Source organism: Arthrobacter sp. OAP107, assembly GCF_040546765.1.
In the GTDB taxonomy this organism is placed as follows: Bacteria; Actinomycetota; Actinomycetes; order Actinomycetales; family Micrococcaceae; genus Arthrobacter.
This window is the reverse complement of record NZ_JBEPOK010000001.1, coordinates 2,589,737-2,609,826: the sequence shown is the minus strand read 5'-3', so window position 1 is coordinate 2,609,826 and position 20,090 is coordinate 2,589,737. Positions and strand designations below refer to the sequence as shown.

Genomic DNA, 20,090 nt, shown 5'->3' with positions numbered 1-20,090 from the left:
GAAATAGTCCAAGAGCCTGATGAAATCCGCTTGGGGCCGGGGCGGCGATGTCACATGTTGTGATTGGCGGGCGCCCTAGAACAAGCCGGAGCTCCGCCCACAGGCTAAATCCTCCCGTATCAGGCGCCCTGACAACAGCTGGCGATGTAACTCAGCCTCAAAGCCTGATTCATCCACCGCGTATCCAACATCCGTGCCTCACCCATACCGATAGTTGCTTCTGTGACAGGTGCTAATGTCAGCGATCGGGGAAGCACGAACTCGTTCCACAGGTTCCTCCCACAGCCTAGTCATCGCAGGGGCAGTGGTCGTTCGGGAGGCTTGCGAAGCCATGTTATTGCTTCCTGGGAGGAAGTGAAGTACCTGCTGGGGAATGGCAACGGGACCACATGCAATACGAAAAGGGCAATAACGTAATCCACCGCGGATGACCCCACGAGGGCAGTCCGGGAAATCTGCGAGGCTGAAGGAAGGATTCGCCTCGCAGCTCGTGAGAAATTGACTCCTTGAATATGGATGAGCATCGAAGGCTCGCGCCCTGGCCCAGCGCCTCGATGGCAGCCAGTGCTGCTTGAGCTTCGTCCCCTCCTACTGTCGCGCCTTCTCTCCACCGCAGCCGCAGGAATCCGTCAGCTAGTTCCATAGTGCCCTTAGAGGCGATATCGAGACTGCGCATCTGGCCCTTCGTCCGCCCGCGCAACGGCGGGGTCAGCTGCCTTGTTACTGCCTCCCGAGGCGGGCTGCAAGGTGACACGCCCTCCGATGATCGTTATGGCAAAACCAGGGACCCCGACACGGATTCTGAACTGCTGTTCGAACTGCTCGAGTACGACCTTCTCGTGTTCTCATAGCGCCATTATTGGCGCCCCCGGCTTGGCGCGCATCTGGGGCGTATTCATAGGCCGGTATCCCGGACGGCGGGGCCGACCCGGTGTCTGCATCAACGGTCTTCCCGGTCCCACGCGCCGCCGTTGAATGGCTGCGGGCGGCGCCATGCATGCCGGGGGACAATTTCTCCTATTCGGCCCATTGTTCACGGCCAGCGCCGATCCTCTTGATCCAGGACGATGTGGACTGCTGCTTCCTCCGCTGATGCACCGGCACCGTCAATGCCGTTGTCGTCCGCCCAGTAATCCGTTGCCGGGTCGAAGCTCTCTGAGAAGGCCCACGTCAGTCGGCCAGCTCGGACTGAACCGACCTGATCGTCGATAACCTCGCCGTCTGTGTCCGTGGTGTCTCCAATACCGTCTCCGAGAACTTCTTCTGTCTCGTCGGGAATCTCTCGGGCAAGCCGGGCGGATAGAGGCTCTCGGGACCGCGCCTCGCGCAGTGTGAAGCCCCAGGAGAGGTCGGCAGGCCGCCAATCCAACGGGGAGTACCCGGTTTCGTCTATATCGTCGCCCAGTTCATCGGTGTCGAGGCTCTCGTCGGGCGGAAGCAAGCCGAAATTCTCGGCCTGATTCTCGAAATTGTCGCCACCATCGGTGTTGGTCATATTCGCTCGCCTCTCATCAAGTTCTTGACGAGTTAGCGGCGCCAAACCACTTCGTCTTACAAGGCTGGCGGCAGTTTCGCACACCTGGTCGGCGGGCACACTCATTTGAGGTTGTTGGTAAGACGGCGCGACAGATTGACACAGATGATGTAGGTGCAGGGTGAGGGGGTGCACACATTGCGTGAAAGGAACCGTCAAGTGACAGCTGGATTTGTTAGCAGGAACGCACCGATCACCGGCGCTGGCCGGGGCACCGGCGCAGCGATCGTACCGTCGTCACCTAAGGTCGGAGCCAGTGTGATTATTCTCGCCCGTACTGCCGACCGGCTCGACGAGATCGGCAACCCCATCAGGGCCTGTGCGCCGCGTGTTGAGGTTCGTGTGATGACTGCCGATCTGACCGATGACACAGAACACACCATCGCTGTCGGCGACATGCTGTCAGGCGGTCCGGCCGATGTTCTGATCAATAACGGTCCGCCGGTGCGTGGAACGATCTGGAAGAGGCCGTCAATGCGGTCCACAAGCCCGAAGACTCTGACCTCATATTTTGGTACGAGGTTCCCAACACCATCGCCAACGGCGGACCGCATGCGGGGGCGCGCCACGGCCGCCATTGGCGCCTGGGTTGAGAACTGCTCGCGCATGCGCTGCGAGCAGGTGGGCGGGACGGAATGAGCCACGAGGAGCGGCAGCAGGCCCGGTACTGCGACTACTACTGCTTTATGTCGCTGGCCGATTTTACCGCCTGGCAGCAAGGCAAAGGCACCGAGACGATCTCACAGAACGAACGCGGGCTGTGAGCAAGGCGGCCACTGTCGAATTCCTAGGTGCCAGCGCCACAGTCAACCCCAAACTGCTGCGGCAAGCATTTGGTATCAAGGTCATTGCTCCGTTTCGTCGAGCGTCGTGGGCCAACCCCGCTCGATGGTCGGCGGTAATGCCTACGCAGCCACGAAAAGCTGCTCTCGAAGTCCAAAGTCGCGATCTCGCGGCCGAACAGGATTGCAGGGTGGGCGTCCACAAGACCGCGCGGGATGAACCATCGTCGGGATCCGCAAGGCATAGATGCTGGGCCTGCGGCGGCTTCATCAGCAGGTACGGCTCTGGGGTCCGGTCACTCAGCAGGATCTGCCAACGCTCTGCTCGAGATCGTCGTCGAGTAGGTGAAGAAACGCTTGATCCGGCGTTCGGGCGCTCCTGAGGGCCGATAGGAGAAATGATTAGGAGGCAGCATGGCAGGAAAGGCTGAGGGCATGGTCAGATTGACCGGCATCGAACGGTGTGACGCTGAGGTGAACCGGCCCGCAATGATAACGCCCCATGCAGTAGACCTCATCATCACCGAAAACAGCGAGGGCTGTATATACGAGGCCGTGTCTGGGGGTGAGGCCGTCGCTGGAGTCGTTTACAGCAAAGCGGGTAACCATCTGACACTGCGGGCGACATCCGTTTTCCCCGGCAAGGGGATCGCCGCCTGGCTCCTCGGCAGCGTCCTTGACAGGCTGCGGATGCAGGGCGAGACCGTCGCTGCATCTTGTCCATTAGCGGCAGCATTCGTCAGCGCACATCCCGAGTATGCCGATGTTGTTGGTTCGACTGTCCCGGGTCATATCACCAAAGGGTAGGCGTGGGCGCGTCAGTGCACCCGACATCATGTCCGGGTAAGCGACCGTCGGAGGTGATGGACGCTTAGATGACCGTGCCATTGAGGTTCATGAGGACGGTTGACCTTCATGGACGAAATTTCGCGAGCACCATCAAGGACAACGGCATTGTCCTCGTCGATTTTGGCGCCCGTGTCAGGTGCCGGAGCGGCATCTGCTGCGCCCGAGCGTGAGCGCTAATGTTCTGATCTCCACGGGAACGGGGCACAGCTCAGGGTTCCTGCGCACCACTAATACGAATCTCACGGGGGTCTTCGCAGCGGATACTCGTCAAAGAGGCAGCGTCCTCCAGTTCAATCCTTGCGGCGAGCCGAAATGTTTCGTCAACTAGCGTGGATGGGATGATCACCGCGGCTGCTGCGTCCGCGTACACGAAGTCGCCGGGAAGTACAGTTACACCTCCAATAACAACGGGTACATTGGCAGCAACGGGCATCAGATCAGCCGTTCCTGCCTTCACGGTCTCGCCGCTGCAGTAGAAGACGGGATCGTATTGTTCAAGCTCCCCGAAATCCCGAAGCCGGCCGTCTGTGAGGAGCCCGGCAAGTTTCTGATTCTGCAATCGGAAAAACTTCGTCCCGCCACCCACCGAAGTACCGGGATGACCACCGCTGTCCATTACCAGCACAGTATCTTCAGGATGAGCAGGAACCGCCTCATAGAAGAACCGGGCGAAATTGTTCACCTGTGCGGTGAAAACATCCTGCCGAAAGGGGATAAACCGGATGGTCACAGCTGTTCCCTGCAATACGCGCCCTGGCGTGGGCGACACTAGGTCCAGGACATGTGCCCGATGGGCAGAAAGGCGGCCGAGCGCATCCGTCAGCGCTGCCGAGGATACTGCGACCTTTCGGCTATTGCTAAAGTTCCTCAATGCTGCCCCGACTTGACGTTGAGGTTGAGGCGAAGGGTTCCTCCTGCGAACCCGGTAAAGTTCTCGGCGCACATTGGATCTCCTCTTAATCTCCGGCTGAAATTCGGTCGTTTCTTGCCTCGTCGCCGACCCGTAGCCAGCGGAGTCCGCGCATGTTGAGGGATTTCTGCCCGGCGTGTTCGACGATGACGACGAGTACGTTGTCGCAGTAGCGGCAGCGGGCCACGAATCCCATTGGTTGGCCGTACACCATGGCTTGGCCCAGCGTAGCGATATCGGCACACGACTGACATTGACACTGTGTCGTGGTCGGGTCGAAAGCGAAAAGACCCATGCCCGGGCCCGCGAGAACGTTGCCGTCGAGGTGGTTCATCAGATTCCTCCGAATCGTTCCGTGCGGATGTTGTCGGCTGCGTGCCCAAGGCTAATGAGGGCGCGAGAGACTGTTTCGACGAATCCGGTGGGGCCACAAATGTAGGTGAGTGGTACTTGTTCCGGCGGCAGAGTCTCGCTCTTCAGGTCCTTAACGGTGAGCCGTCCGGCTGAGCGGGACCATCCCGGCGGTACCGTACGGGTGTAGTGCCAGGTTGTCGGAGCGGTCGCTGAGGGCTGGGACAGTTCGTCACGGAAAAACGCGTCACAGGGTGCGCGGAGGGAATAGAGCAGCTGCATGGGGATGGAGTTGCCGGCACTGGCGTGAGCGCGGGTCATCGCGATGAATGGCACGACACCGGAGCCGCCGGCGATCAGTTGGACTGGTTGGGTCTGTTCCGGCCGCCACACGAACCATCCGCCGAGGGGACCGCGGAGTTCGACGGTGTCACCGAGTTCGAGGTCGTCGACGAGGAAGGGGGAGACTTCACCGTCCGGCAGCCGGTCGATGGCTAGCTCAATCTCCTCACCGGTACCAGTGCTGGCGATAGAGTAAGAGCGGACAACCTGATACCCGTCCGGCGCCGTGAGCCGGACATCGACGTGATGCCCTGGATCATTTCCCGGCCAGCCGGGGACCGCGAAGGTGATGCTGCGCGCGGAAGCGGTCAGCGGGTGTGCACGCGCGAGGCTACCGGTGAGCCAAGCGTTGGTCCGCCGGCTCACGCGTAGCGCTCTTCCCGCCAAGGATCGCCGTGCAGGTTGTAGCCGTTCTCCTCCCAGAAGCCGGGCTTGTCCCCGCTTTGCATGACTAGTCCCCGTATCCATTTGGCGCTCTTCCAGAAATAGAGGTGGGGCACCAGGAGGCGTGCCGGGCCGCCATGTTCGGGGTCGATTTCGCCGCCGTCGTACTCATAGGCGATCCAGGCCCGACCGTTGAGGAGATCCTCCAGTGGAAGGTTGGTAGTGTAACCGCCGTAGGAGTGGGCCATCACGAAATCGAAACCCGTCTCGACCCCAGCGAACAGGGTGTCCAGTGCCACGCCTCTCCATCCCGCGCCCAACTTGGACCAGCTGGTCACGCAATGGATATCTGCTGTGATGTCCTCGGACGGGAGGGCAATGAACTGATCCCAGGTCCACTGGTGGGTGTGCGCGGCCTCGGTGTGGATGAAGAACTCCCAGTCCTGTGTATCGATCGACGGGGTCGGGCCTGCCGACAGCACAGGGAACGACTCCGTCAGGTACTGCCCGGGCGGGAGCGCGGGGTTGTCGTCGCGGCGGCGACCTCCGAAAACTGCCATCATTTCTCCTTCAACGGATCGGCACGTGGATCTCACGGCCTGCTGGCCGGGGACCGGGTTTACGCGGTCTGGCTCTCACGCTGGGGGAGCTTCCATCCTGGGCGGGCGTAGTGGCACGTGTAGCCGTCGGGGTACTTCTGGAGGTAGTCCTGGTGTACGTCCTCGGCTTCCCAGAAATCTCCGGCCGGTTCGACCTCGGTGACGACCTTTCCGGGCCAAAGTCCGGACGCATCGACATCTGTGATGGTCTCCAGGGCGACCTGTCTCTGCTCGTCACTGGTGTAGAAGATCGCGGAGCGGTAGCTGCGGCCGATGTCGTTGCCCTGCCTGTCCAGGGTGGAAGGGTCGTGGATCTGGAAGAAGAACTCGAGCACGTCCCGGAAGGAGATGATGTCTGGATCGAAGACGATCTCGACGCTTTCGGCGTGGTCACCGTGGTTACGGTAGGTGGCGTTTGGCGTGTTGCCGCCTGAGTATCCGGCGCGGGTGGAGATCACGCCCGGCTTCTTCCGGAGCAACTCCTGGGCGCCCCAGAAGCAGCCGCTGGCCAGTATCGCGTGCTCGCGGCTCATGATTCTGCCCCCGTGGCGAAGAGTACGCGGAACTGCCCGTATCCGGCGGACTCGAGCTGGTCCAAAGGGATGAAGCGCAACGCGGCCGAGTTGATGCAGTAACGCCAACCGCCGTCGACGGCGGGGCCGTCGTTGAACAGGTGACCGAGGTGGCTGTCACCATGCTTGGAACGCACCTCGGTTCGGATTATGCCGTAGCTGCGGTCCTCGTTGAGGACGATATTGCTGCGGTCGATCGGCATCGTGAAGCTGGGCCAACCGGTGCGGCTGTCGAATTTGTGGAGGGACGTGAACAGCGGCTCTCCGGAGACGATGTCGACGTACAGGCCGGCATCGTGGTTGTCCCAGTACTCGTTCCGGAACGCCGGCTCGGTCGCCGCTTTCTGGGTGACGTTGTACTGCTCGGGGGGTAAGTTTCGCAACTTTGCCGGGATCTCTGCGGTAATCGGGGGTGGACATGGCTTCCTTCTTTTCTCTGCGGGTGGTCTTCAGATCGGACTAAGCCCAAGAGCGGGCATGATCGATGGAGCGGAGTGTTAGGGGGATCAACCCGGAGAGGACAGGGGCTTGGAGATGTATCGTCCTTCAGAGCTCACTCCGCGATTGAGGTCGGTGAATCGGATGCCGACAGCATCAGCATTTGCATCTGTAATCCAGAAGACGTCATAGGTTGCGCGATAGGTCGGTGGCCAGAAGGACCAGAAGTGCCCCTGATCATCGACTCCCCATTTTCCGGAGGTGGTGTGCCCGTCCTCGGTGTAGGTGGTGTGGCCGCCGCGGGCGAACACTTGGGTTGCCCCGTCCGTGTAGGTGAATGGTGCTCTTGTCAGCGCTTCCGCTATGTCGCCTGCGTCAATGCGGTCTCCGCTTTTGACTCCAGGCCTCGCAGTGTTTGACATGTCATGTTCCCTTCGAATGGTGTGTCGCTCTGGGGCATCCAGGCCGGCCGGCCGTTGCACCGGTCACTCGATTAGGTAGCTCGCCGGCACCGCTGCTTGGCGACGGCAGCCGTTTAGTCCGCGGTCGGCCCGGTGCCGTGAACGATGTTTCCGTTGAGCCCATCGGGGTAGAAGCCGCCGGAGGTACCTGATTGGGGGTCGAGGTAGACGATGTTGAGGATCTGCGCGGCGCTTCGGCCAAAGGTCCGGCCGTATTCGTCGGTGGGAACGAGGTTGGCCACGTCTCTGGTGCCGAGGTCCTGGTCATCGTCTGCGGGGCCGCTGACTGCGTTGCGGACCGCGGAGATCTTGTGCACGACGTCGAACACGGAGTCGTCCGCGAGCCCTTCACTGAACAGCGTGGCCCGCACGATCCCGGCGTGGTAGGCCTCTGTGGCCAGCAGGCCTGCTGCTGCGTCCAGGTATGTCTTGTTGGAGATGAACGGCGCCGCGCCTTTGAAAGCGGTGACTCCCACGTCTTCGAAGAGGAAGGCGGCGAAGAGGAAGTTGCGGTCGTTGGCGTAGGCGTCGAAGGTCTGCCCGGGCTTGATCAACCCGGCAGCGATGGCTGCGGCAGTGAAACTGTGGTCGAGAGAGATACGTGGGCGTGCAACGGCCGCATCTCCGAGTGCGCCCCGGAGGAACGCGACGTGGGCCCGCTCGTCCATGGCGATTTCCCGGGCGATGTTCTTGATCAAGGGACTGCGGAAATCAACCTGCCGGCCACCGTACACCTGGCCGGGTGTCCCGATCCCTCCGATCATGTCCTCGGGAAGTCCCTGCCCCGTTGCGCCACGAAGGTAGAACTCGGCTTCAAGGTATTCAAGGTTGAGCGCGAAGTTCAGGATCGAGGCATCGCTGGGCCCGTCCTCGGCTGTCGTAGCCGGCGGCGCACTGGTCGCGGTTTGGCCGATTATTTCGGTCAGCCTCACACGGTCCTCGGCGGTCTCCGCACTGGCGTTGATGGCGTCGCTGATAAAGCGGTTCTCAGACATGCTGACTCCCTTGTCAAATGACACGGCCGTGCCGGAGGCAAAGCCCTGCGTGCTCGAATCGGTTGCCGAAACACTCTTACAGTTTTACCCCTTATAGGACTATTTAGTCCAGAATATGTTTTCCGGAGGCGCTATGGAAGGCCTGCGGCGAGAGTCCATGCCCGCACGGGCAAGCCGGTCAACTCCCTGATAGCGCTTCGCGTTACGCGCTTATGAGTGCGCCCAAGTCCAGCCAGCAAGAGTGAACGGGGGGCTTGCCGTGGGGTCGGCGGCAGACTATTCTGGACTAAATAGTTCTTTTCTGCGTGATCGACAAATGGGCCCACCCTCAGCGGCCAAACCACGAGCGCAGCTCGACGACGAGCCGCAGGAGCCGCCCGCAGCAGAGCCGACTGTGCCGGTGCTGAACCACCAACGACAGACGGCGCCCTCACCGAATTTGGATTTAACGACATGGACATGGACTCCTCATTGTGGCTGACCGCACTTGGCGATGCCGGAACGAAACGGGACGCGGCATTGGCACGCCTGCACAAGATGTTGCTGAGGGTCGCCTTCCATGAGACGTATCGACGTGGACCCGGCTTCCGCATCGACGGGCCGGAGCTCGACGACCTCGCACATCAGGCCGCCAATGATGCGATGGTTTCCCTCCTGGAGAAACTCGATACCTTTCGCGGGGACAGCAGATTCACGACCTGGGCGTACCGCTTTGTCGCGCTGGAGGTCTCCAATAAATTCGGCCGCCACTTATGGCGCCGGCCATCCGTGTCTCTTGATGCAGAAGACTGGGAACAACTCCCTGCGTTGACAGCTACCGACCCACTCGCCCAGACACAGCAGCGGGAACTGATCACGGCCGTGCAGCGCGCAATGAACGAGACATTGACCGCTCACCAGCGCCACGTCTTCGTCGCCATCGTGATCAACGGCGTGTCCATGGACGCCATGGTGTCCCGGTCCGGCTCGAATCGGGGCGCGATATACAAAACCGTTTTCGATGCACGGCGCAAAATCCGCGCCTACCTGATCGCTAACGGATACCTGGAAGGGGAGCAGACCACTGCCCAACCTATTGAACAGGCGAAGTCGGAAGCTCATGTCCAGGTGGCATGAGTGGCTCGAGCAGGTCGCGGACACCCATCTGCATGACCTCGGGTGGTGTGATGAGGTGATGGCTGTTCTTCAGGTCTATGTCCACCCACTGCAGGCCGGAGCCGATGGTGCCGGGGTACCGCCCCGGACCGACACCGCGCTTCCAGCAGCGGATGCCGCTGCATCACGATTACGTGCGGCTACTGCGCGATAGCCCAGGACCGAGACAAGGTAGAGCAGGCGTGAGCTCGAACTGAATCTCGGGCGAGAATTTCAGCCTTACCTGTTTGCCTGGCTGGAAGTGAAACTCATTCAGTGGACAGGCTCTCGATATGCGCAAGCGCCATGTCAATTGATGTTGCCATGGGTGTGACATCGCGCGCGGTCTGTGCCAGCATGTATCCTCCCTGGACGGCGCCCATAAGTCCGGTCGCGAGCTGGTCGATCGATGCCTCCGGCGGAAGCGCCCCACCGTCCTGAAGCCTGCGCAACACGTCTGCCAGCAGCCCCTGCCATTCACTAAAGAGCTGAGACACGGCCCTGCGGGCGGCATCGTCTTGATCGGAGACCTCGGAGGCCAGCGAACCGAGCGCACAGCCGTAGGCGCCATGCCGTAAGGCGTTGTTCTGTACCAACGCATCGCGCCAGCGTCGCAGGCCCGGGATCGTCGCGACATGACCGAGGGCATCGCGCTCACGCTCGATGATGCGTTCGCCTACATGATCGATGACGGCCCGCACGAGCTCGTCTTTGCCTGCGAAGTGGTGGTACAACTGCGACTTGCTCACTCCACTGGCCATTAGAACGTCGTCGAGCGTGGTAGCCCCCACGCCCTGGACATACATCAGGTCGGCCGCTGCGGCGATGATCTTTGCCCGCGTCTTTTCACCGCGCGCCGTCAGGCGCCGGCCACTGCGCGAGTCAACGGTTGTCATCACAAGTCCATGTTACTTATCGAACTGCTCGTTCCCGTCCTTGCGGGGCTGATGTCCTCGGCTGCCTCAAAAGACACGAGTGCGAGGTCGAGTGCGGCGTTGAGGGGCCGAGGGTCTTGTGCAAGCTGACTCAGAGTGCTGCCTCCATGAAGCGCCGCAAGAATCAGCACAGCAGTCTTCTGAGCGTCGACATCGGCCCTCGGGCTCTCCGGGAAAGCACAGGGGGTGTCCCTCGTGACGCTTGTGCACAGTAAACGACCCACCGTCTCGGCGAGGAGCTCGCGCCACTGATCGAGGAAGTCGGCGCGGTCACGCACATCCCCGGTCTGCCGCAACGCCAACGCGTACGGCGACTGCGGGGTCATGATCTCCTCGACGACGCGACAGCGCCAACGTGCCAGCATAGCCCGGTCAGTGATTCCGGCCAGACAAGCCCGTTCCCGGGCTAAGACCTCCGCAAAGTATGTCATCATCCATCCTCTTTCCGCATCGGCCCGGATGGCCTTGCCTCCCGCATCCGGCAATTCCTCACACCATGGCGTCAAGCTCTTGATCCTGAATCCGTTGTGGCCACGCGCAGTTTGATGATTCGCTTTCGGTCCAAGCCGGCCCCTGCCGTAGGCCTTCCTCCGACAAGGCGGGCGCATGCGCCCTTCGCTGCCTTCCCCGGCTCCGAAAGGGGCTTGTCGATGTAGGGACGCGTTCCCCTTCCGGATACATCAATTCTCCGACGCGGACTTATTATTTTGGGCGGCAATGTCTGCGCGGACCCCGCGCATGTCGAGGTTCTTGACGGACTCTACGACCTGCGTGAGAGCCGTGGCCTGAAGGGCGCCGGCCTGATTGAAGACCAGGATACCCTCACGAAACGCCATCAGAGTCGGGATGGACGTGATCCCTGCGGCCGCCGCTACGCGCTGCTCGGCCTCGGTATCGAGCTTGCCGTGAACTATGTCCGGATTATCCTGTGCAGATCGCTCAAAGATTGGGCCGAACTGCCGGCAAGGCCCACACCACGGGGCCCAAAAATCAACCAGGACGATGTGGTTGTCCTTGATGGTGGTCTCGAAATTGTCGTCGGTGAGCTCGATGGTTGTCATGATGTTCCTCTCCTCGATACGGGTGCCAAACAAAGGGGTCTTCACGTGCCCTGGACGTTCGGGCGTAGGCTCAATGCCCGGGCCCTATACTGTTGTTGCCCGGGACAGCCAAGCCGAGAACATCGGCATATTCGGGATGGGCGCCAACGATTTCTGCCGCGAATGGACAGGAGATAGTGACGGTCGCTCCCTCCGCCCGCAGCCTGTCAAGGACGCCGCTGAGGAGCTTTGCAGGGATCCCTTTGCCTCGGAACGCTGGGAACACGGAGGTCGCCAGCAGTGCGACCCGGTTGAGCGCTTTACTGTAAATGACCCCGGCGACGATCTCGCCTCCCAACACGGCTTCATAGATGCCGATAGCGCTGTTTTCGGTGATGACGAGCTCTTCCGCATCGGGCGGGGTTGTTGCCGACAGATCCGCGTCTGCACCGTCCTGCTCTCTGCCGGCAGGGAAGACCATGCTCTCAGCCGTACCCGCCATGCCGGCTCCTTATCGTTCCGATTGTGGGCTGCACCTACTTATATGCGTCCGTTCTTCGCGCCGTCTTACCAGCAATCTCCATCGCGATTCGCTTTGCAGATTGGATGTGCCACGACTCGCATCGGTCGTTTACCCGGCTCCCGGAACTGACCGTCCAGGGTCGCGGGCAGGAGACTGCCTTTCCGACTCTGATTGCCTCCCGTCCGACCGTTTCTCTCCCGAAGATGCTTCAGATCCCAACCATGGGGTCGAAGATGGCAGCCACTTCCAGGGGCCAGACTTTTATCGACGTGCGTGGTAAGACATCTCGATTTGGTGCCACTAACCTTGCGGACCCAGAAATGCCGGTGGAAAAGGCCGCTTAGGCAAGGGCTGGATACAAGGAGTGCATGGTGACGGCAGTTGCAGTGACCGGTCAAGGCTGCCGCAGCGGCCGTAGCGGGATGCGGGCCGGGAAGGATGTCCTACCCAGGTTCATTGCGTAGGATTCACCCCCGTTTCAGCTCGCTCGAGCAGGTCAAGGGGAAGACGTTCATCCTCATCCGTCCGTAGGGATACCTCCCGTACAGTCAATCAGCGAAAGGACACCTGCATGACCGACCCATCCGAGCCAACCCGTTATGCCTTTGAGTACCCGGACGCCGCCGGATATCCCGACGGAATGGGCACCCTCAGCCAGGACCAGACCGGCCTCATCGATGAGGTAATCGATGATCCCCATGCCCCTGCGTTCGATTTCTACCTCGTCAACAACGAGAAAACCCGCATCTACGAGGCCATCGTCGGGGACAACGAAATCGCCGGCCTGCCGTACAACGTCGTCGACGACGACCGACTCGTGCTGCTGGCCACGTCAGTGTTCCCCGAGTTCCGTAAACAGGGAATCGCCACCGAGCTGATCCGACGCGTCCTCGATGATGTGCGCGCACAAGGAAAAACGGTCACCATCATGTGCCCGATCGTGCGCACCTTCATCGAGCACAACCCCCAGTACGCCGACCTCATCGACCCCAAGCACCCGGGAGTGCTCAGAGGGTCACACCGATCCTAAACCCAGCCCTCTGGGCTTCCCGACAGAAAGTGTGACAGTGACGACCAACATCGAGGCGGAGGAGACCAACCGTGAAGAGAGGAACGCCGCACTCATCGATACCCTGAAAACCGAGGCTCCCGGTGAGGTGGAGTCCAGCTGGGAGCTCGATGTAATCAACGATCCGGGGCGGGGCCGGTGGATCGCCGCCCTCGGCGCTGAGGCGATCGGGGAGCTCACATATCGTTTCGTGGGCGGCCGGGTCGTATTGCTTTCAACATGGGTCAGCCATGCCTACCGCAACCATCGGGTGGCGACAGAACTCGTCGCTCGGGTGCTGGACGAGATCCGCGAGAGCGGGAAGAAGATCACCATCATCTGCCCGCTCGTGGGCGAGTTCATTGCCCGCAACCCGGAATACCTGGGTCTCATCGACAAGGTCCATCCCGGCTCCGGTGCCTACCCCCAGCACGAACCCGCGGCCGGCCAGGACGACGACGAGCACGTCACCGCGTTTGAGCATGACATGACTTAGCCGTCCGACGCTGAGACCTGGGCCAAGTTGTCCAACGCGTCCGGAATTGTCAGCGGCGGACGAACACCGGCACCAGAGCGGTCTCGGCGAATTCGCTGCCGCCTTCAACCCGATTGAGCCAACGGCAAGACGGCAAACCGGGTCGGCCAGGGTCATGAAGACCACGAAGATTCCGTTTAAGTCGAAGCGGAGTGAACGAGAACTGTTAGAGAAGTGCCGAATTTTCCAGTTGAGAGGTCGAATGGTGGCAATCGCACTTGGTTTTTTAAAGCGACATTTTCGTCCGGTGTGGTGGGCTTACGTCCTTCTGGGCCCCGCCTCCCGGGGCGATTACTTCGCACCGATCGTGCATTCGCACGACGACTTCGAGCAGGCCTCTGAAACGGACCTTGCCGGATTCGAAGTCGAGACCGATGCGCGCGCGTACCGCTACGCGGTACGGCGGGACGACCTACCGAACGAACACTTCTAAGACCGCCCCGGCAAGGAGCGTCGGGTGAGGCTCTTTTTGTCGTTTGTCGTGTGTCGGCTCGTCGAACGGCGGTCTTGGCCGCTCCGCAGATGGGAATGCAGCGATGCCGCACCAAGCCGTGGCCCGGGCGACGGCCATCGTCCAACCATTGATGATGCATCAGTACCCTCAACGCCAAGGAGTAACCATGGGCCATACCACCCGCTTCCAGCTGACGGTCTCCGCAGCTGATCGACCAAGCATGGAAAGAAGGCTCGATGAAGCACACGCGGAAGCCGAGAAGCAGGCAGTGGAAACAGGCAAATACGGAATACTGGTCACCCGTCACTCCTGCGAACGGTTCACGGTAGCGCTCAGCGATTCCGTCCCGTTTGGGATGACACTGGAACGGCAACTGTGGCGATAAGTGCGGGCAGCTCACGTTCGCCAGACTCTCCCTACCGAGAAACCTGCTGCCGCACATAAAGCATTTCCAGGCCTGTCATTAAGAGCAAATCATTAAACAAAACAACAGAGAGGCAATCGAATGAAAGCGATAGTGGTAACGGATCAGGCCGCAGGCGCGGCCGGAATGAGGCTGCTGGAACGTCCAGAGCCAGCTGCGGCGATCAACGACGTCATCGTTGAGATCCACGCGGCCGGATACGTGCCGACGGAGGTGGAATGGCCGTCTACCTGGACGGATCGGGCCGGACGCGACCGCACTCCGTCGATCCTCGGACACGAACTGGCCGGAGTGGTCACGGCCCTTGGCTACGGCACGACAGGGCTTTCGGTGGGACAACGGGTGTTCGGTATCTCGGACTGGCATCGTGACGGCACCCTTGCAGAGTATGTCGCGGTCGAGGCGCGCAACCTGGCGCCGCTGCCGGGCGATGTCGACTTCACGGTCGGCGCGAGCCTGCCGATCTCGGGCCTCACAGCGTGGCAGGGACTGTTCGTGCACGGTCGCCTCCAAGCCGGGCAGAGCGTCCTCGCGCACGGTGCGGCCGGCGCCGTCGGGACCATGGTCACACAACTCGCGCGCGAGGCAGGTGCCCACGTCATCGGCACCGGACGCGCCGCCGACCGGCAGAAGGCTCTCGACTTCGGTTCTCACGAATTCGTCGATCTCGAAAATGACACCCTCGAAGACATCGGCGCAGTCGACCTGGTGTTCGACGTCATCGGCGGGGACATCCAGAAGCGGTCCGCAAGCCTGATCCGGGCCGGCGGAACGCTGGTGACGGTCACCGGGCTGACCGACGCGCGGCCCGCAGACGGGCTGGCGATCGACTTCGTGGTCGAGTCCATTCCCGCTCAACTGACGGAGATCGCCCGGCGCGTGCGGGACGGCCGGCTGGGAACGAACATCGGCAACGTCGCGACTCTCGACGACGCCATCGCCGCCCTCAACCCGACCGAGCGACGCCAGGGCAAGACGATCATCACCGTTCGTTCATAAGCTCCCGGTACGCCGGCCGGCCATCGACCCTGGCGTCGTGTCCGTTCCCCCTCAACGGACGGAGGTCGGCCCGCCGGCGCGGGATAAACAGGCTGAGTACGAACCTCGCTGCCGTGCGACTCGCGACGATGCCGGGTCGTCTACACCCAGACCAGCCGGCACCCGCGGAAGACGGTCATCCGGGTCCCTCCGAGGGCCATGAAGGGGCCGCACGGACCCTTTCGGCCTCGCAACAGCAATACGGACTGACAACCGCGCGCAGAGAAGGACCACGAAACGAGCAATACTAAGCAGTCGGTCGAAGATCTTGCGATCCTCGAACAGCTCAACCTCGACTACAACCGGGCGGACCAGGCCAGCGATGCTGAGCGCTTCCGCGAGCTGCTCGCCGAGGATTTCATCGTGCAGACTCCAGGAGTCACCCGCGACTGCAACGAGTACCTCGAGTACATAGCGAAGCCGCGCCCCTTCAAGGATCTCGCTCTCGTGGACGCCAAGATCCGCGCCCTCGGCGAGGTCGCCCTGATCCACGGGCGCGCCCGCTACACCATGATCGCCGACGGATCTGTGCAGGAAGCCCTGTACACGGACGCGTACCAAAAGCGTGAGGGCCTCGGCCTGCGCAATCGCTCCGGGGGCCTGACCTGCTGCGGCGCGGCTCGACGTACGACATGGCGTCGGTGATTGACGAGACTGGCCGGGGCTCCAGGCTGCGGCTGGCCTTCATCTCCGCGGTGTTCTCCCTAGTCGCCGCGTTCGCCGCGGTGGGCTCGACGATCCCGCTGTTCAACGTCTACCGGGCCGAGGACGGGTTCAACAACGCTGGCATCTCGATGACTGTCGTCGCCTACTCCGCCGCTACCCTCGCCACCCTGCTGGTGCTCGGACGACTGTCCAATCATCTGGGCCGGCGACCTACCTCGATGGCAAGCCTGGGTCTGCTGCTTTTTGGGTGTCTGCTGTTGTTGAACGTGCGGGAGATCGGCACCCTCATCACCGGTCGGCTTCTATTGGGCCTCGGCGCCGGGCTGGCCAGCAGCAGCCTCACCTCCTATATCGTCGACACCGCACCCTCCAGGCCGGCATGGTTGGCCTCTGTCGCCTCCAGCCAGACAGTCATGCTCGGCCTCGCCGTCGGCGCAGTCGCCTCCGGCGCCCTGGTCCAGTTCGGCCCCTGGCCACGCGAACTCATCTACCTCGTCGTCATCGTCCTCCTCCTCCTGTCAGCCGTACTCATCGCGATCAGCCCCGAGACGGTGACTCGAACGCCGGGTGCGTGGCTATCGCTGAGGCCCAGCGTCCGCGTACCGGTCAGAGTCAGGTATCTATTGCCCGTCACGGCTGCGGTTCTCCTGCCTACGTGGGCGGTCGGCGCCTTCTACCAGGCGTTCGTGCCCGCGCTGGTCGAAAATCAACTCCACACCACCAGTCCTCTCGTCCTCGCACTCGTGTTTGCCGCATACATGGGTTCCAGCGCTCTCGGCGCTCCGCTCGGCAGCCGGTTCACCCCCGCGGCAGCCCGACGCTTCGGCCTGGTCGCCTTCTTGGCGGGGGATGACCGGGATCATCACAGCGATCGCCACCGGCACACTGGTGCTGTTCGTCGCCGCGACCATCATCGCCGGCGCCGCTCAAGGCATCGCCATCAGTGCCGCCACCCGCGGTCTGCTACACGGCAGCACCTCCACGGACCGGGCACCAACCTTCAGCGTTATCTACCTCATCAGCTACAGCGGCGCCACGATCCCCGCCCTCATCGCCGGGCAACTCACCAACACCTTCTCACTACCGCAGATCGCGCTCGGATACGGCGCACTTGCCCTTGTCGCCACCGTGTACACCGTTGCCTGGCCGCAACCAATTCAAAGAGGCCCCGATCGCTTTCCCACCGCAAAGCCCGCACCCAACACGTCCAACCCCGCGGCGGAACTTTCAGACCGTCCTAATCATGCTCATCTGCGAAGGGCCCCTGAAGCCCGAGCGACATCCCCTAAGAGCGGCAGATCTTTGCTCGGCCAGACCGGGCGGCACATGAAATGAGATCAGTGACAACGCCAGCAATGAGACCACCCCGTGCCCCCCAAATCCCGAGAGGTACACAGCTTCGGCGGCGAACACAGCGCCGAATCGCTGCTTCACGAGCCCCACGAAGGCTGAAATCGAAATGTAGAAACACGTGGGCGGCCAAAGTCGGCAGCGCACAAATTATTTTCATCCAAGCAGACCTGAGGAACTTTCCCATGTCCATTCTAAAAATCTTTAAGGGGCCCGAGGCCTCAATTGATGACCAAATCGAGAGCTACGCCATCGAAAGGGTGCCAGCCGAGAAGCGATGGTCCATCCCCGCGATTAGCCTGGTTCTGCTGGGCAACGCCACAGCGATGTTCTTCTTCTCCTTCGGTGCCCAGCAAACATTCCTTGTGGGCTGGCCGATGATGCTGATCCCCATCGGCTATTTCTTCTTCGGTGCCATACTGATCGGTGCGCTGACCATGCGGATGGCGAGCCGGGAAGGTCTGTCACAAAGCCTGATCTCCCGCGGGCTAGGCTTCGGCAGCCGCGGCGCAGCGCTCACGTCATTTATCTACGCCGTCAACTTCATTTACTACTTTCTGTTCGAAGGGACGATCGTTTCACACGCGGTTGCCTACTACTTCAACATCGAGATCAATTCCTTCGGCGGCATTTTGATCTTCGCGGGTATCGGGCTGGCCACCATTGCCTTTGTCTGGCGCGGCATGTACGCCATGTCAGTACTTCAGACCTGGGGCTTCCCCATCTTTGTTGGCCTGCTGATTTGGGCGCTTCTTGAGCTTCAGGGGCAAGGCGGCGGTGTCGGACCTGAGGGCTGGGCAGCCACCGGGGTCTCCGGGGGAGCCGCGATGTGGACGGCGATGAGCTTCGCCAACGGCCAAATGATTTTCCAGGGTCTGATGGCCACCGACTACGGACGGTTCGCTGCCAAGAACATCCGGTACCGCGGCACAGCCATGATCATGATCCTGGAACTCATACCGATGTTCGTGGTGATCTTCCTCGGGGCCTTCCTGGGAGCCTCCCTCGTTGGACAGTTTGGCGCCGAAAAGGCCCAGGACCCAGGGTTTGTATTCGTGCATCTGCTCGGACTGGCCGGCGTCATTTTTGTCGTCGTAACTCAGATCCGCATCAACGTAATGAACCTGTAAGGCGGATCGATCACGCTCTCGAGCGGGTTCGATGTGGCCGCGCACTTCCGTCCCGGCCGGCCCTGGTGGATGTTCGCTGTCTGGCTCTTCGGTGTGATCTTCTACGCGACCAATGTCATCAATCATCTGGGCACCTTCCTCGCCATCACCGGCGTTCTCACGAACACCTGGGTCCTGATTATTCTTGCGGACTATTTCATCTGCCGCCGGTGGCTCAGACTCGGCCGCGGAGAGGACATCGAATACCGGGAGGAAGACGTCCGGGCATGGAATCCCTGCGGCCTCTTTGCCCTGGGGCTGGCCGTAGCGGTGGGTGCTCTTGGCATCATCGAGGTGTACCCAATCGCCTACGCGTCGTTCATCTCGATGATTCTCGGACCCATCGTGCATGTGGTTCTTACGGTCGCCACCAAGGGCAAGTACTACCTGCCCAAGAAAGTCACAGAACTCGATGAGGCGCTGGTTTGAACGGGGACATGTTGAAGCCATGGAGCTGTGACGCATTTGTTGCTCAGACAGATGCGACAGCGGATGGCCGGCTCATATTCGGCAAGAACAGCGACCGTCCTGCCGGCGAAGCGCAGCCTCTGCGCTACGTGCCACGACGCCCAAAGGCAGGTCGGCTCGAATTGGCATATGTCTCCATCGACGACGAGCCCGCGTATGCCCATCTAGGTGGAGCGCCCTTCTGGTGCTGGGGATACGAGTTCGGCGTCAACGAGCACAATGTCACCATCGGAAATGAAGCCCAGTTCACTCGGTCATGGGCAAGCAGCGTTGAAGCAGCGCGGGCGGGGAGCCCGCCGTCGGCCGGCATTATCGGAATGGAACTTATCAAGCTCGGACTGGAACGAGGACGAACAGCTTCACATGCCCTGGAAGTCATGACGGGACTCCTTGAGCGTTACGGGCAATGGGGCTCAGACCTGCACGGCAAACAGCCGGTGGATGGCTCCTACGACAACTCGTACCTGATTGCGGATGGGAAGGACGCCTGGGTTCTCGAAACCAGCGGTCGCGAGTGGATCAGTCGCCGAGTGGAGTCCGGCATTTACTCGATCAGCAACGAGCGCCTGCTGCAAGAATATCTCCGGCCAGCCGCAGGGCCTGATGATGCTCAGCAAGGCCTCAACCACGCTGCAGACGGGTGGTGGGTGTTCCAAGACCTACATGAGAGCCGAGATCCCGGCGGGCACCGCACGGCCCTGAGGCGGAGCCAAGGAATCCGGGGTGGGACGCGAAGGGGCCCTCGATGACCCTTGACTACCGCAGGGGAGGGGACACGATGTCCCACACGGAAGCGAGCCCCAAATAAAAGACTGCATGGGCCGATCTTGATCCCAGCAGCATTAAAAATGTGCATGCGAATCCTCCTACCTGTTGGGCGCAAGGTTTGCTCAAGAAGTATCGAAATCGGCTGCGCCAGCGGCTACGGTGCCGGGGCTCCGCATAGGTTATCTGCAGGCACCCAGCTTTCCCCAAGAGCTGGAGCGGCCTAGGAGCCCCTGCGTCACGCCCTGTACGGCGCAGGGGCCCCATTCAACCGCCAGTCAGGTTGGGGTGTAATCCAAACGAATGAAACGATGAGGCATGGGA

27 protein-coding genes and 1 pseudogene are annotated in these 20,090 nt (G+C 61.4%); 15 read left to right on the top strand and 13 right to left on the bottom strand.

Going from position 1 to position 20,090, the window contains the following annotated elements:
* Positions 1 to 290: 290 nt before the first annotated feature.
* Together ABIE00_RS25960 and ABIE00_RS12260 are read right to left on the bottom strand one after the other, a co-directional pair.
* Entirely contained in the window at positions 291 to 524 is a 234-nt protein-coding gene (locus ABIE00_RS25960; protein WP_502914214.1) for a DUF7793 family protein, read from the bottom strand.
* Positions 525 to 1,033: 509 nt separating this feature from the next.
* Positions 1,034 to 1,495 (bottom strand): DUF5709 domain-containing protein, encoded by a 462-nt coding sequence (locus ABIE00_RS12260; protein WP_354260570.1) that lies wholly within the window; start codon positions 1,493 to 1,495, stop codon positions 1,034 to 1,036.
* A gap of 153 nt (positions 1,496 to 1,648) precedes the next feature.
* Here ABIE00_RS12260 and ABIE00_RS12255 point away from each other — a divergent pair, with 153 nt between their 5' ends.
* From ABIE00_RS12255 to ABIE00_RS12245, 3 genes are all read left to right on the top strand, one after another.
* Entirely contained in the window at positions 1,649 to 2,173 is a 525-nt protein-coding gene (locus ABIE00_RS12255; RefSeq protein WP_354260568.1) for an SDR family NAD(P)-dependent oxidoreductase, read from the top strand.
* Complete coding sequence (locus tag ABIE00_RS12250; protein WP_354260566.1) at positions 2,170 to 2,298, top strand: hypothetical protein; 129 nt, start codon at positions 2,170 to 2,172, stop codon at positions 2,296 to 2,298. The genes ABIE00_RS12255 and ABIE00_RS12250 overlap by 4 nt, the downstream gene beginning before the upstream one ends.
* Positions 2,299 to 2,730: 432 nt before the next feature.
* Positions 2,731 to 3,123 carry a GNAT family N-acetyltransferase gene (locus ABIE00_RS12245; protein ID WP_354260564.1) on the top strand — a complete coding sequence of 131 codons (393 nt, stop codon included), beginning with the start codon at positions 2,731 to 2,733 and terminating at the stop codon, positions 3,121 to 3,123.
* 250 nt (positions 3,124 to 3,373) lie between these two features.
* Here the strand turns inward: ABIE00_RS12245 and ABIE00_RS12240 are convergent, their stop codons facing one another.
* The 8 genes from ABIE00_RS12240 to ABIE00_RS12205 form a co-directional block, all read right to left on the bottom strand.
* On the bottom strand, positions 3,374 to 4,108 hold the full coding sequence (locus tag ABIE00_RS12240; RefSeq protein ID WP_354260562.1) for an RraA family protein: 735 nt from the start codon (positions 4,106 to 4,108) through the stop codon (positions 3,374 to 3,376).
* Between the two features lie 13 nt (positions 4,109 to 4,121).
* The gene (locus ABIE00_RS12235) at positions 4,122 to 4,409 is read right to left on the bottom strand and encodes a DUF6510 family protein (RefSeq protein ID WP_354260560.1); all 288 of its coding nucleotides are present in this window, start codon (positions 4,407 to 4,409) and stop codon (positions 4,122 to 4,124) included.
* On the bottom strand, positions 4,409 to 5,134 hold the full coding sequence (locus ABIE00_RS12230) for a ferredoxin reductase (protein WP_354260558.1): 726 nt from the start codon (positions 5,132 to 5,134) through the stop codon (positions 4,409 to 4,411). Before ABIE00_RS12230 ends, ABIE00_RS12235 begins: the two co-directional genes overlap by 1 nt.
* Positions 5,131 to 5,715 carry a sulfite oxidase-like oxidoreductase gene (locus ABIE00_RS12225; protein ID WP_354260557.1) on the bottom strand — a complete coding sequence of 195 codons (585 nt, stop codon included), beginning with the start codon at positions 5,713 to 5,715 and terminating at the stop codon, positions 5,131 to 5,133. The genes ABIE00_RS12230 and ABIE00_RS12225 overlap by 4 nt, the downstream gene beginning before the upstream one ends.
* 56 nt (positions 5,716 to 5,771) lie before the next feature.
* Positions 5,772 to 6,284: a peptide-methionine (S)-S-oxide reductase MsrA gene (msrA, locus tag ABIE00_RS12220; protein ID WP_354260555.1), complete on the bottom strand. Its 513-nt coding sequence runs from the start codon at positions 6,282 to 6,284 to the stop codon at positions 5,772 to 5,774.
* On the bottom strand, positions 6,281 to 6,706 hold the full coding sequence (gene msrB, locus ABIE00_RS12215; protein WP_354260553.1) for a peptide-methionine (R)-S-oxide reductase MsrB: 426 nt from the start codon (positions 6,704 to 6,706) through the stop codon (positions 6,281 to 6,283). Before msrB ends, msrA begins: the two co-directional genes overlap by 4 nt.
* A 123-nt stretch (positions 6,707 to 6,829) precedes the next feature.
* Entirely contained in the window at positions 6,830 to 7,183 is a 354-nt protein-coding gene (locus ABIE00_RS12210; RefSeq protein WP_354260551.1) for a hypothetical protein, read from the bottom strand.
* Between the two features lie 113 nt (positions 7,184 to 7,296).
* Entirely contained in the window at positions 7,297 to 8,217 is a 921-nt protein-coding gene (locus tag ABIE00_RS12205; protein ID WP_354260549.1) for a ferritin-like domain-containing protein, read from the bottom strand.
* Positions 8,218 to 8,670: 453 nt separating this feature from the next.
* Here ABIE00_RS12205 and ABIE00_RS12200 point away from each other — a divergent pair, with 453 nt between their 5' ends.
* Positions 8,671 to 9,333: an RNA polymerase sigma factor gene (locus tag ABIE00_RS12200; RefSeq protein ID WP_354260547.1), complete on the top strand. Its 663-nt coding sequence runs from the start codon at positions 8,671 to 8,673 to the stop codon at positions 9,331 to 9,333.
* A gap of 287 nt (positions 9,334 to 9,620) precedes the next feature.
* Here the strand turns inward: ABIE00_RS12200 and ABIE00_RS12195 are convergent, their stop codons facing one another.
* The 3 genes from ABIE00_RS12195 to ABIE00_RS12185 all read right to left on the bottom strand — a co-directional run bounded on the left by ABIE00_RS12195 (position 9,621) and on the right by ABIE00_RS12185 (position 11,828).
* Positions 9,621 to 10,247 (bottom strand): TetR/AcrR family transcriptional regulator, encoded by a 627-nt coding sequence (locus tag ABIE00_RS12195; RefSeq protein ID WP_354260545.1) that lies wholly within the window; start codon positions 10,245 to 10,247, stop codon positions 9,621 to 9,623.
* A 719-nt stretch (positions 10,248 to 10,966) separates the two neighbouring features.
* A complete protein-coding gene (gene trxA / locus ABIE00_RS12190) occupies positions 10,967 to 11,347 on the bottom strand; it encodes a thioredoxin (protein ID WP_354260543.1) in 381 nt (126 codons plus the stop codon).
* 70 nt (positions 11,348 to 11,417) lie between these two features.
* On the bottom strand, positions 11,418 to 11,828 hold the full coding sequence (locus ABIE00_RS12185) for a GNAT family N-acetyltransferase (RefSeq protein WP_354260541.1): 411 nt from the start codon (positions 11,826 to 11,828) through the stop codon (positions 11,418 to 11,420).
* Between the two features lie 592 nt (positions 11,829 to 12,420).
* On the opposite strand from ABIE00_RS12185, the gene ABIE00_RS12180 reads away from it, so the two are divergent.
* From ABIE00_RS12180 to ABIE00_RS12130, 11 genes and pseudogenes are all read left to right on the top strand, one after another.
* Complete coding sequence (locus ABIE00_RS12180; protein ID WP_354260539.1) at positions 12,421 to 12,879, top strand: GNAT family N-acetyltransferase; 459 nt, start codon at positions 12,421 to 12,423, stop codon at positions 12,877 to 12,879.
* Positions 12,880 to 12,916: 37 nt separating this feature from the next.
* A complete protein-coding gene (locus ABIE00_RS12175) occupies positions 12,917 to 13,393 on the top strand; it encodes a GNAT family N-acetyltransferase (RefSeq protein WP_354260537.1) in 477 nt (158 codons plus the stop codon).
* A gap of 286 nt (positions 13,394 to 13,679) precedes the next feature.
* Positions 13,680 to 13,865: a hypothetical protein gene (locus ABIE00_RS12170; RefSeq protein ID WP_354260535.1), complete on the top strand. Its 186-nt coding sequence runs from the start codon at positions 13,680 to 13,682 to the stop codon at positions 13,863 to 13,865.
* A 187-nt stretch (positions 13,866 to 14,052) separates the two neighbouring features.
* Complete coding sequence (locus tag ABIE00_RS12165; protein ID WP_354260533.1) at positions 14,053 to 14,271, top strand: hypothetical protein; 219 nt, start codon at positions 14,053 to 14,055, stop codon at positions 14,269 to 14,271.
* 120 nt (positions 14,272 to 14,391) lie between these two features.
* Positions 14,392 to 15,309: an NADP-dependent oxidoreductase gene (locus tag ABIE00_RS12160; RefSeq protein ID WP_354260531.1), complete on the top strand. Its 918-nt coding sequence runs from the start codon at positions 14,392 to 14,394 to the stop codon at positions 15,307 to 15,309.
* A gap of 312 nt (positions 15,310 to 15,621) precedes the next feature.
* Positions 15,622 to 15,993: a nuclear transport factor 2 family protein gene (locus tag ABIE00_RS12155; RefSeq protein ID WP_354263349.1), complete on the top strand. Its 372-nt coding sequence runs from the start codon at positions 15,622 to 15,624 to the stop codon at positions 15,991 to 15,993.
* A pseudogene (locus ABIE00_RS12150) lies at positions 15,981 to 16,835 on the top strand (MFS transporter); the annotation flags it as partial. The gene ABIE00_RS12155 and the pseudogene ABIE00_RS12150, both read left to right, overlap by 13 nt.
* Positions 16,836 to 16,863: 28 nt before the next feature.
* Positions 16,864 to 17,349 carry an MFS transporter gene (locus tag ABIE00_RS12145; protein WP_354263524.1) on the top strand — a complete coding sequence of 162 codons (486 nt, stop codon included), beginning with the start codon at positions 16,864 to 16,866 and terminating at the stop codon, positions 17,347 to 17,349.
* Between the two features lie 341 nt (positions 17,350 to 17,690).
* Positions 17,691 to 18,494 (top strand): purine-cytosine permease family protein, encoded by an 804-nt coding sequence (locus ABIE00_RS12140; RefSeq protein WP_354260529.1) that lies wholly within the window; start codon positions 17,691 to 17,693, stop codon positions 18,492 to 18,494.
* A gap of 33 nt (positions 18,495 to 18,527) precedes the next feature.
* Positions 18,528 to 18,962, top strand: coding sequence for a purine-cytosine permease family protein (locus ABIE00_RS12135; protein WP_354260527.1), 435 nt, complete (start codon positions 18,528 to 18,530; stop codon positions 18,960 to 18,962).
* Positions 18,963 to 18,970: 8 nt separating this feature from the next.
* On the top strand, positions 18,971 to 19,750 hold the full coding sequence (locus ABIE00_RS12130; RefSeq protein WP_354260525.1) for a C69 family dipeptidase: 780 nt from the start codon (positions 18,971 to 18,973) through the stop codon (positions 19,748 to 19,750).
* Positions 19,751 to 20,090 lie beyond the last annotated feature (340 nt).

Coding starts and splice junctions, on each gene's coding strand:
- ABIE00_RS12145 (WP_354263524.1), top strand. CDS start 16,864: ATGACCGGGATCATCACAGCGATCGCCACCGGCACACTGGTGCTGTTC.
- ABIE00_RS25960 (WP_502914214.1), bottom strand. CDS start 524: ATGCTCATCCATATTCAAGGAGTCAATTTCTCACGAGCTGCGAGGCGA.
- ABIE00_RS12235 (WP_354260560.1), bottom strand. CDS start 4,409: ATGAACCACCTCGACGGCAACGTTCTCGCGGGCCCGGGCATGGGTCTT.
- ABIE00_RS12250 (WP_354260566.1), top strand. CDS start 2,170: ATGAGCCACGAGGAGCGGCAGCAGGCCCGGTACTGCGACTACTACTGC.
- ABIE00_RS12260 (WP_354260570.1), bottom strand. CDS start 1,495: ATGACCAACACCGATGGTGGCGACAATTTCGAGAATCAGGCCGAGAAT.
- ABIE00_RS12130 (WP_354260525.1), top strand. CDS start 18,971: ATGTTGAAGCCATGGAGCTGTGACGCATTTGTTGCTCAGACAGATGCG.
- ABIE00_RS12195 (WP_354260545.1), bottom strand. CDS start 10,247: ATGACAACCGTTGACTCGCGCAGTGGCCGGCGCCTGACGGCGCGCGGT.
- msrA (WP_354260555.1), bottom strand. CDS start 6,284: ATGAGCCGCGAGCACGCGATACTGGCCAGCGGCTGCTTCTGGGGCGCC.
- ABIE00_RS12165 (WP_354260533.1), top strand. CDS start 14,053: ATGGGCCATACCACCCGCTTCCAGCTGACGGTCTCCGCAGCTGATCGA.
- ABIE00_RS12185 (WP_354260541.1), bottom strand. CDS start 11,828: ATGGCGGGTACGGCTGAGAGCATGGTCTTCCCTGCCGGCAGAGAGCAG.
- ABIE00_RS12210 (WP_354260551.1), bottom strand. CDS start 7,183: ATGTCAAACACTGCGAGGCCTGGAGTCAAAAGCGGAGACCGCATTGAC.
- trxA (WP_354260543.1), bottom strand. CDS start 11,347: ATGACAACCATCGAGCTCACCGACGACAATTTCGAGACCACCATCAAG.
- ABIE00_RS12160 (WP_354260531.1), top strand. CDS start 14,392: ATGAAAGCGATAGTGGTAACGGATCAGGCCGCAGGCGCGGCCGGAATG.
- ABIE00_RS12245 (WP_354260564.1), top strand. CDS start 2,731: ATGGCAGGAAAGGCTGAGGGCATGGTCAGATTGACCGGCATCGAACGG.
- ABIE00_RS12200 (WP_354260547.1), top strand. CDS start 8,671: ATGGACATGGACTCCTCATTGTGGCTGACCGCACTTGGCGATGCCGGA.
- ABIE00_RS12205 (WP_354260549.1), bottom strand. CDS start 8,217: ATGTCTGAGAACCGCTTTATCAGCGACGCCATCAACGCCAGTGCGGAG.
- ABIE00_RS12180 (WP_354260539.1), top strand. CDS start 12,421: ATGACCGACCCATCCGAGCCAACCCGTTATGCCTTTGAGTACCCGGAC.
- ABIE00_RS12140 (WP_354260529.1), top strand. CDS start 17,691: ATGTTCTTCTTCTCCTTCGGTGCCCAGCAAACATTCCTTGTGGGCTGG.
- ABIE00_RS12225 (WP_354260557.1), bottom strand. CDS start 5,715: ATGATGGCAGTTTTCGGAGGTCGCCGCCGCGACGACAACCCCGCGCTC.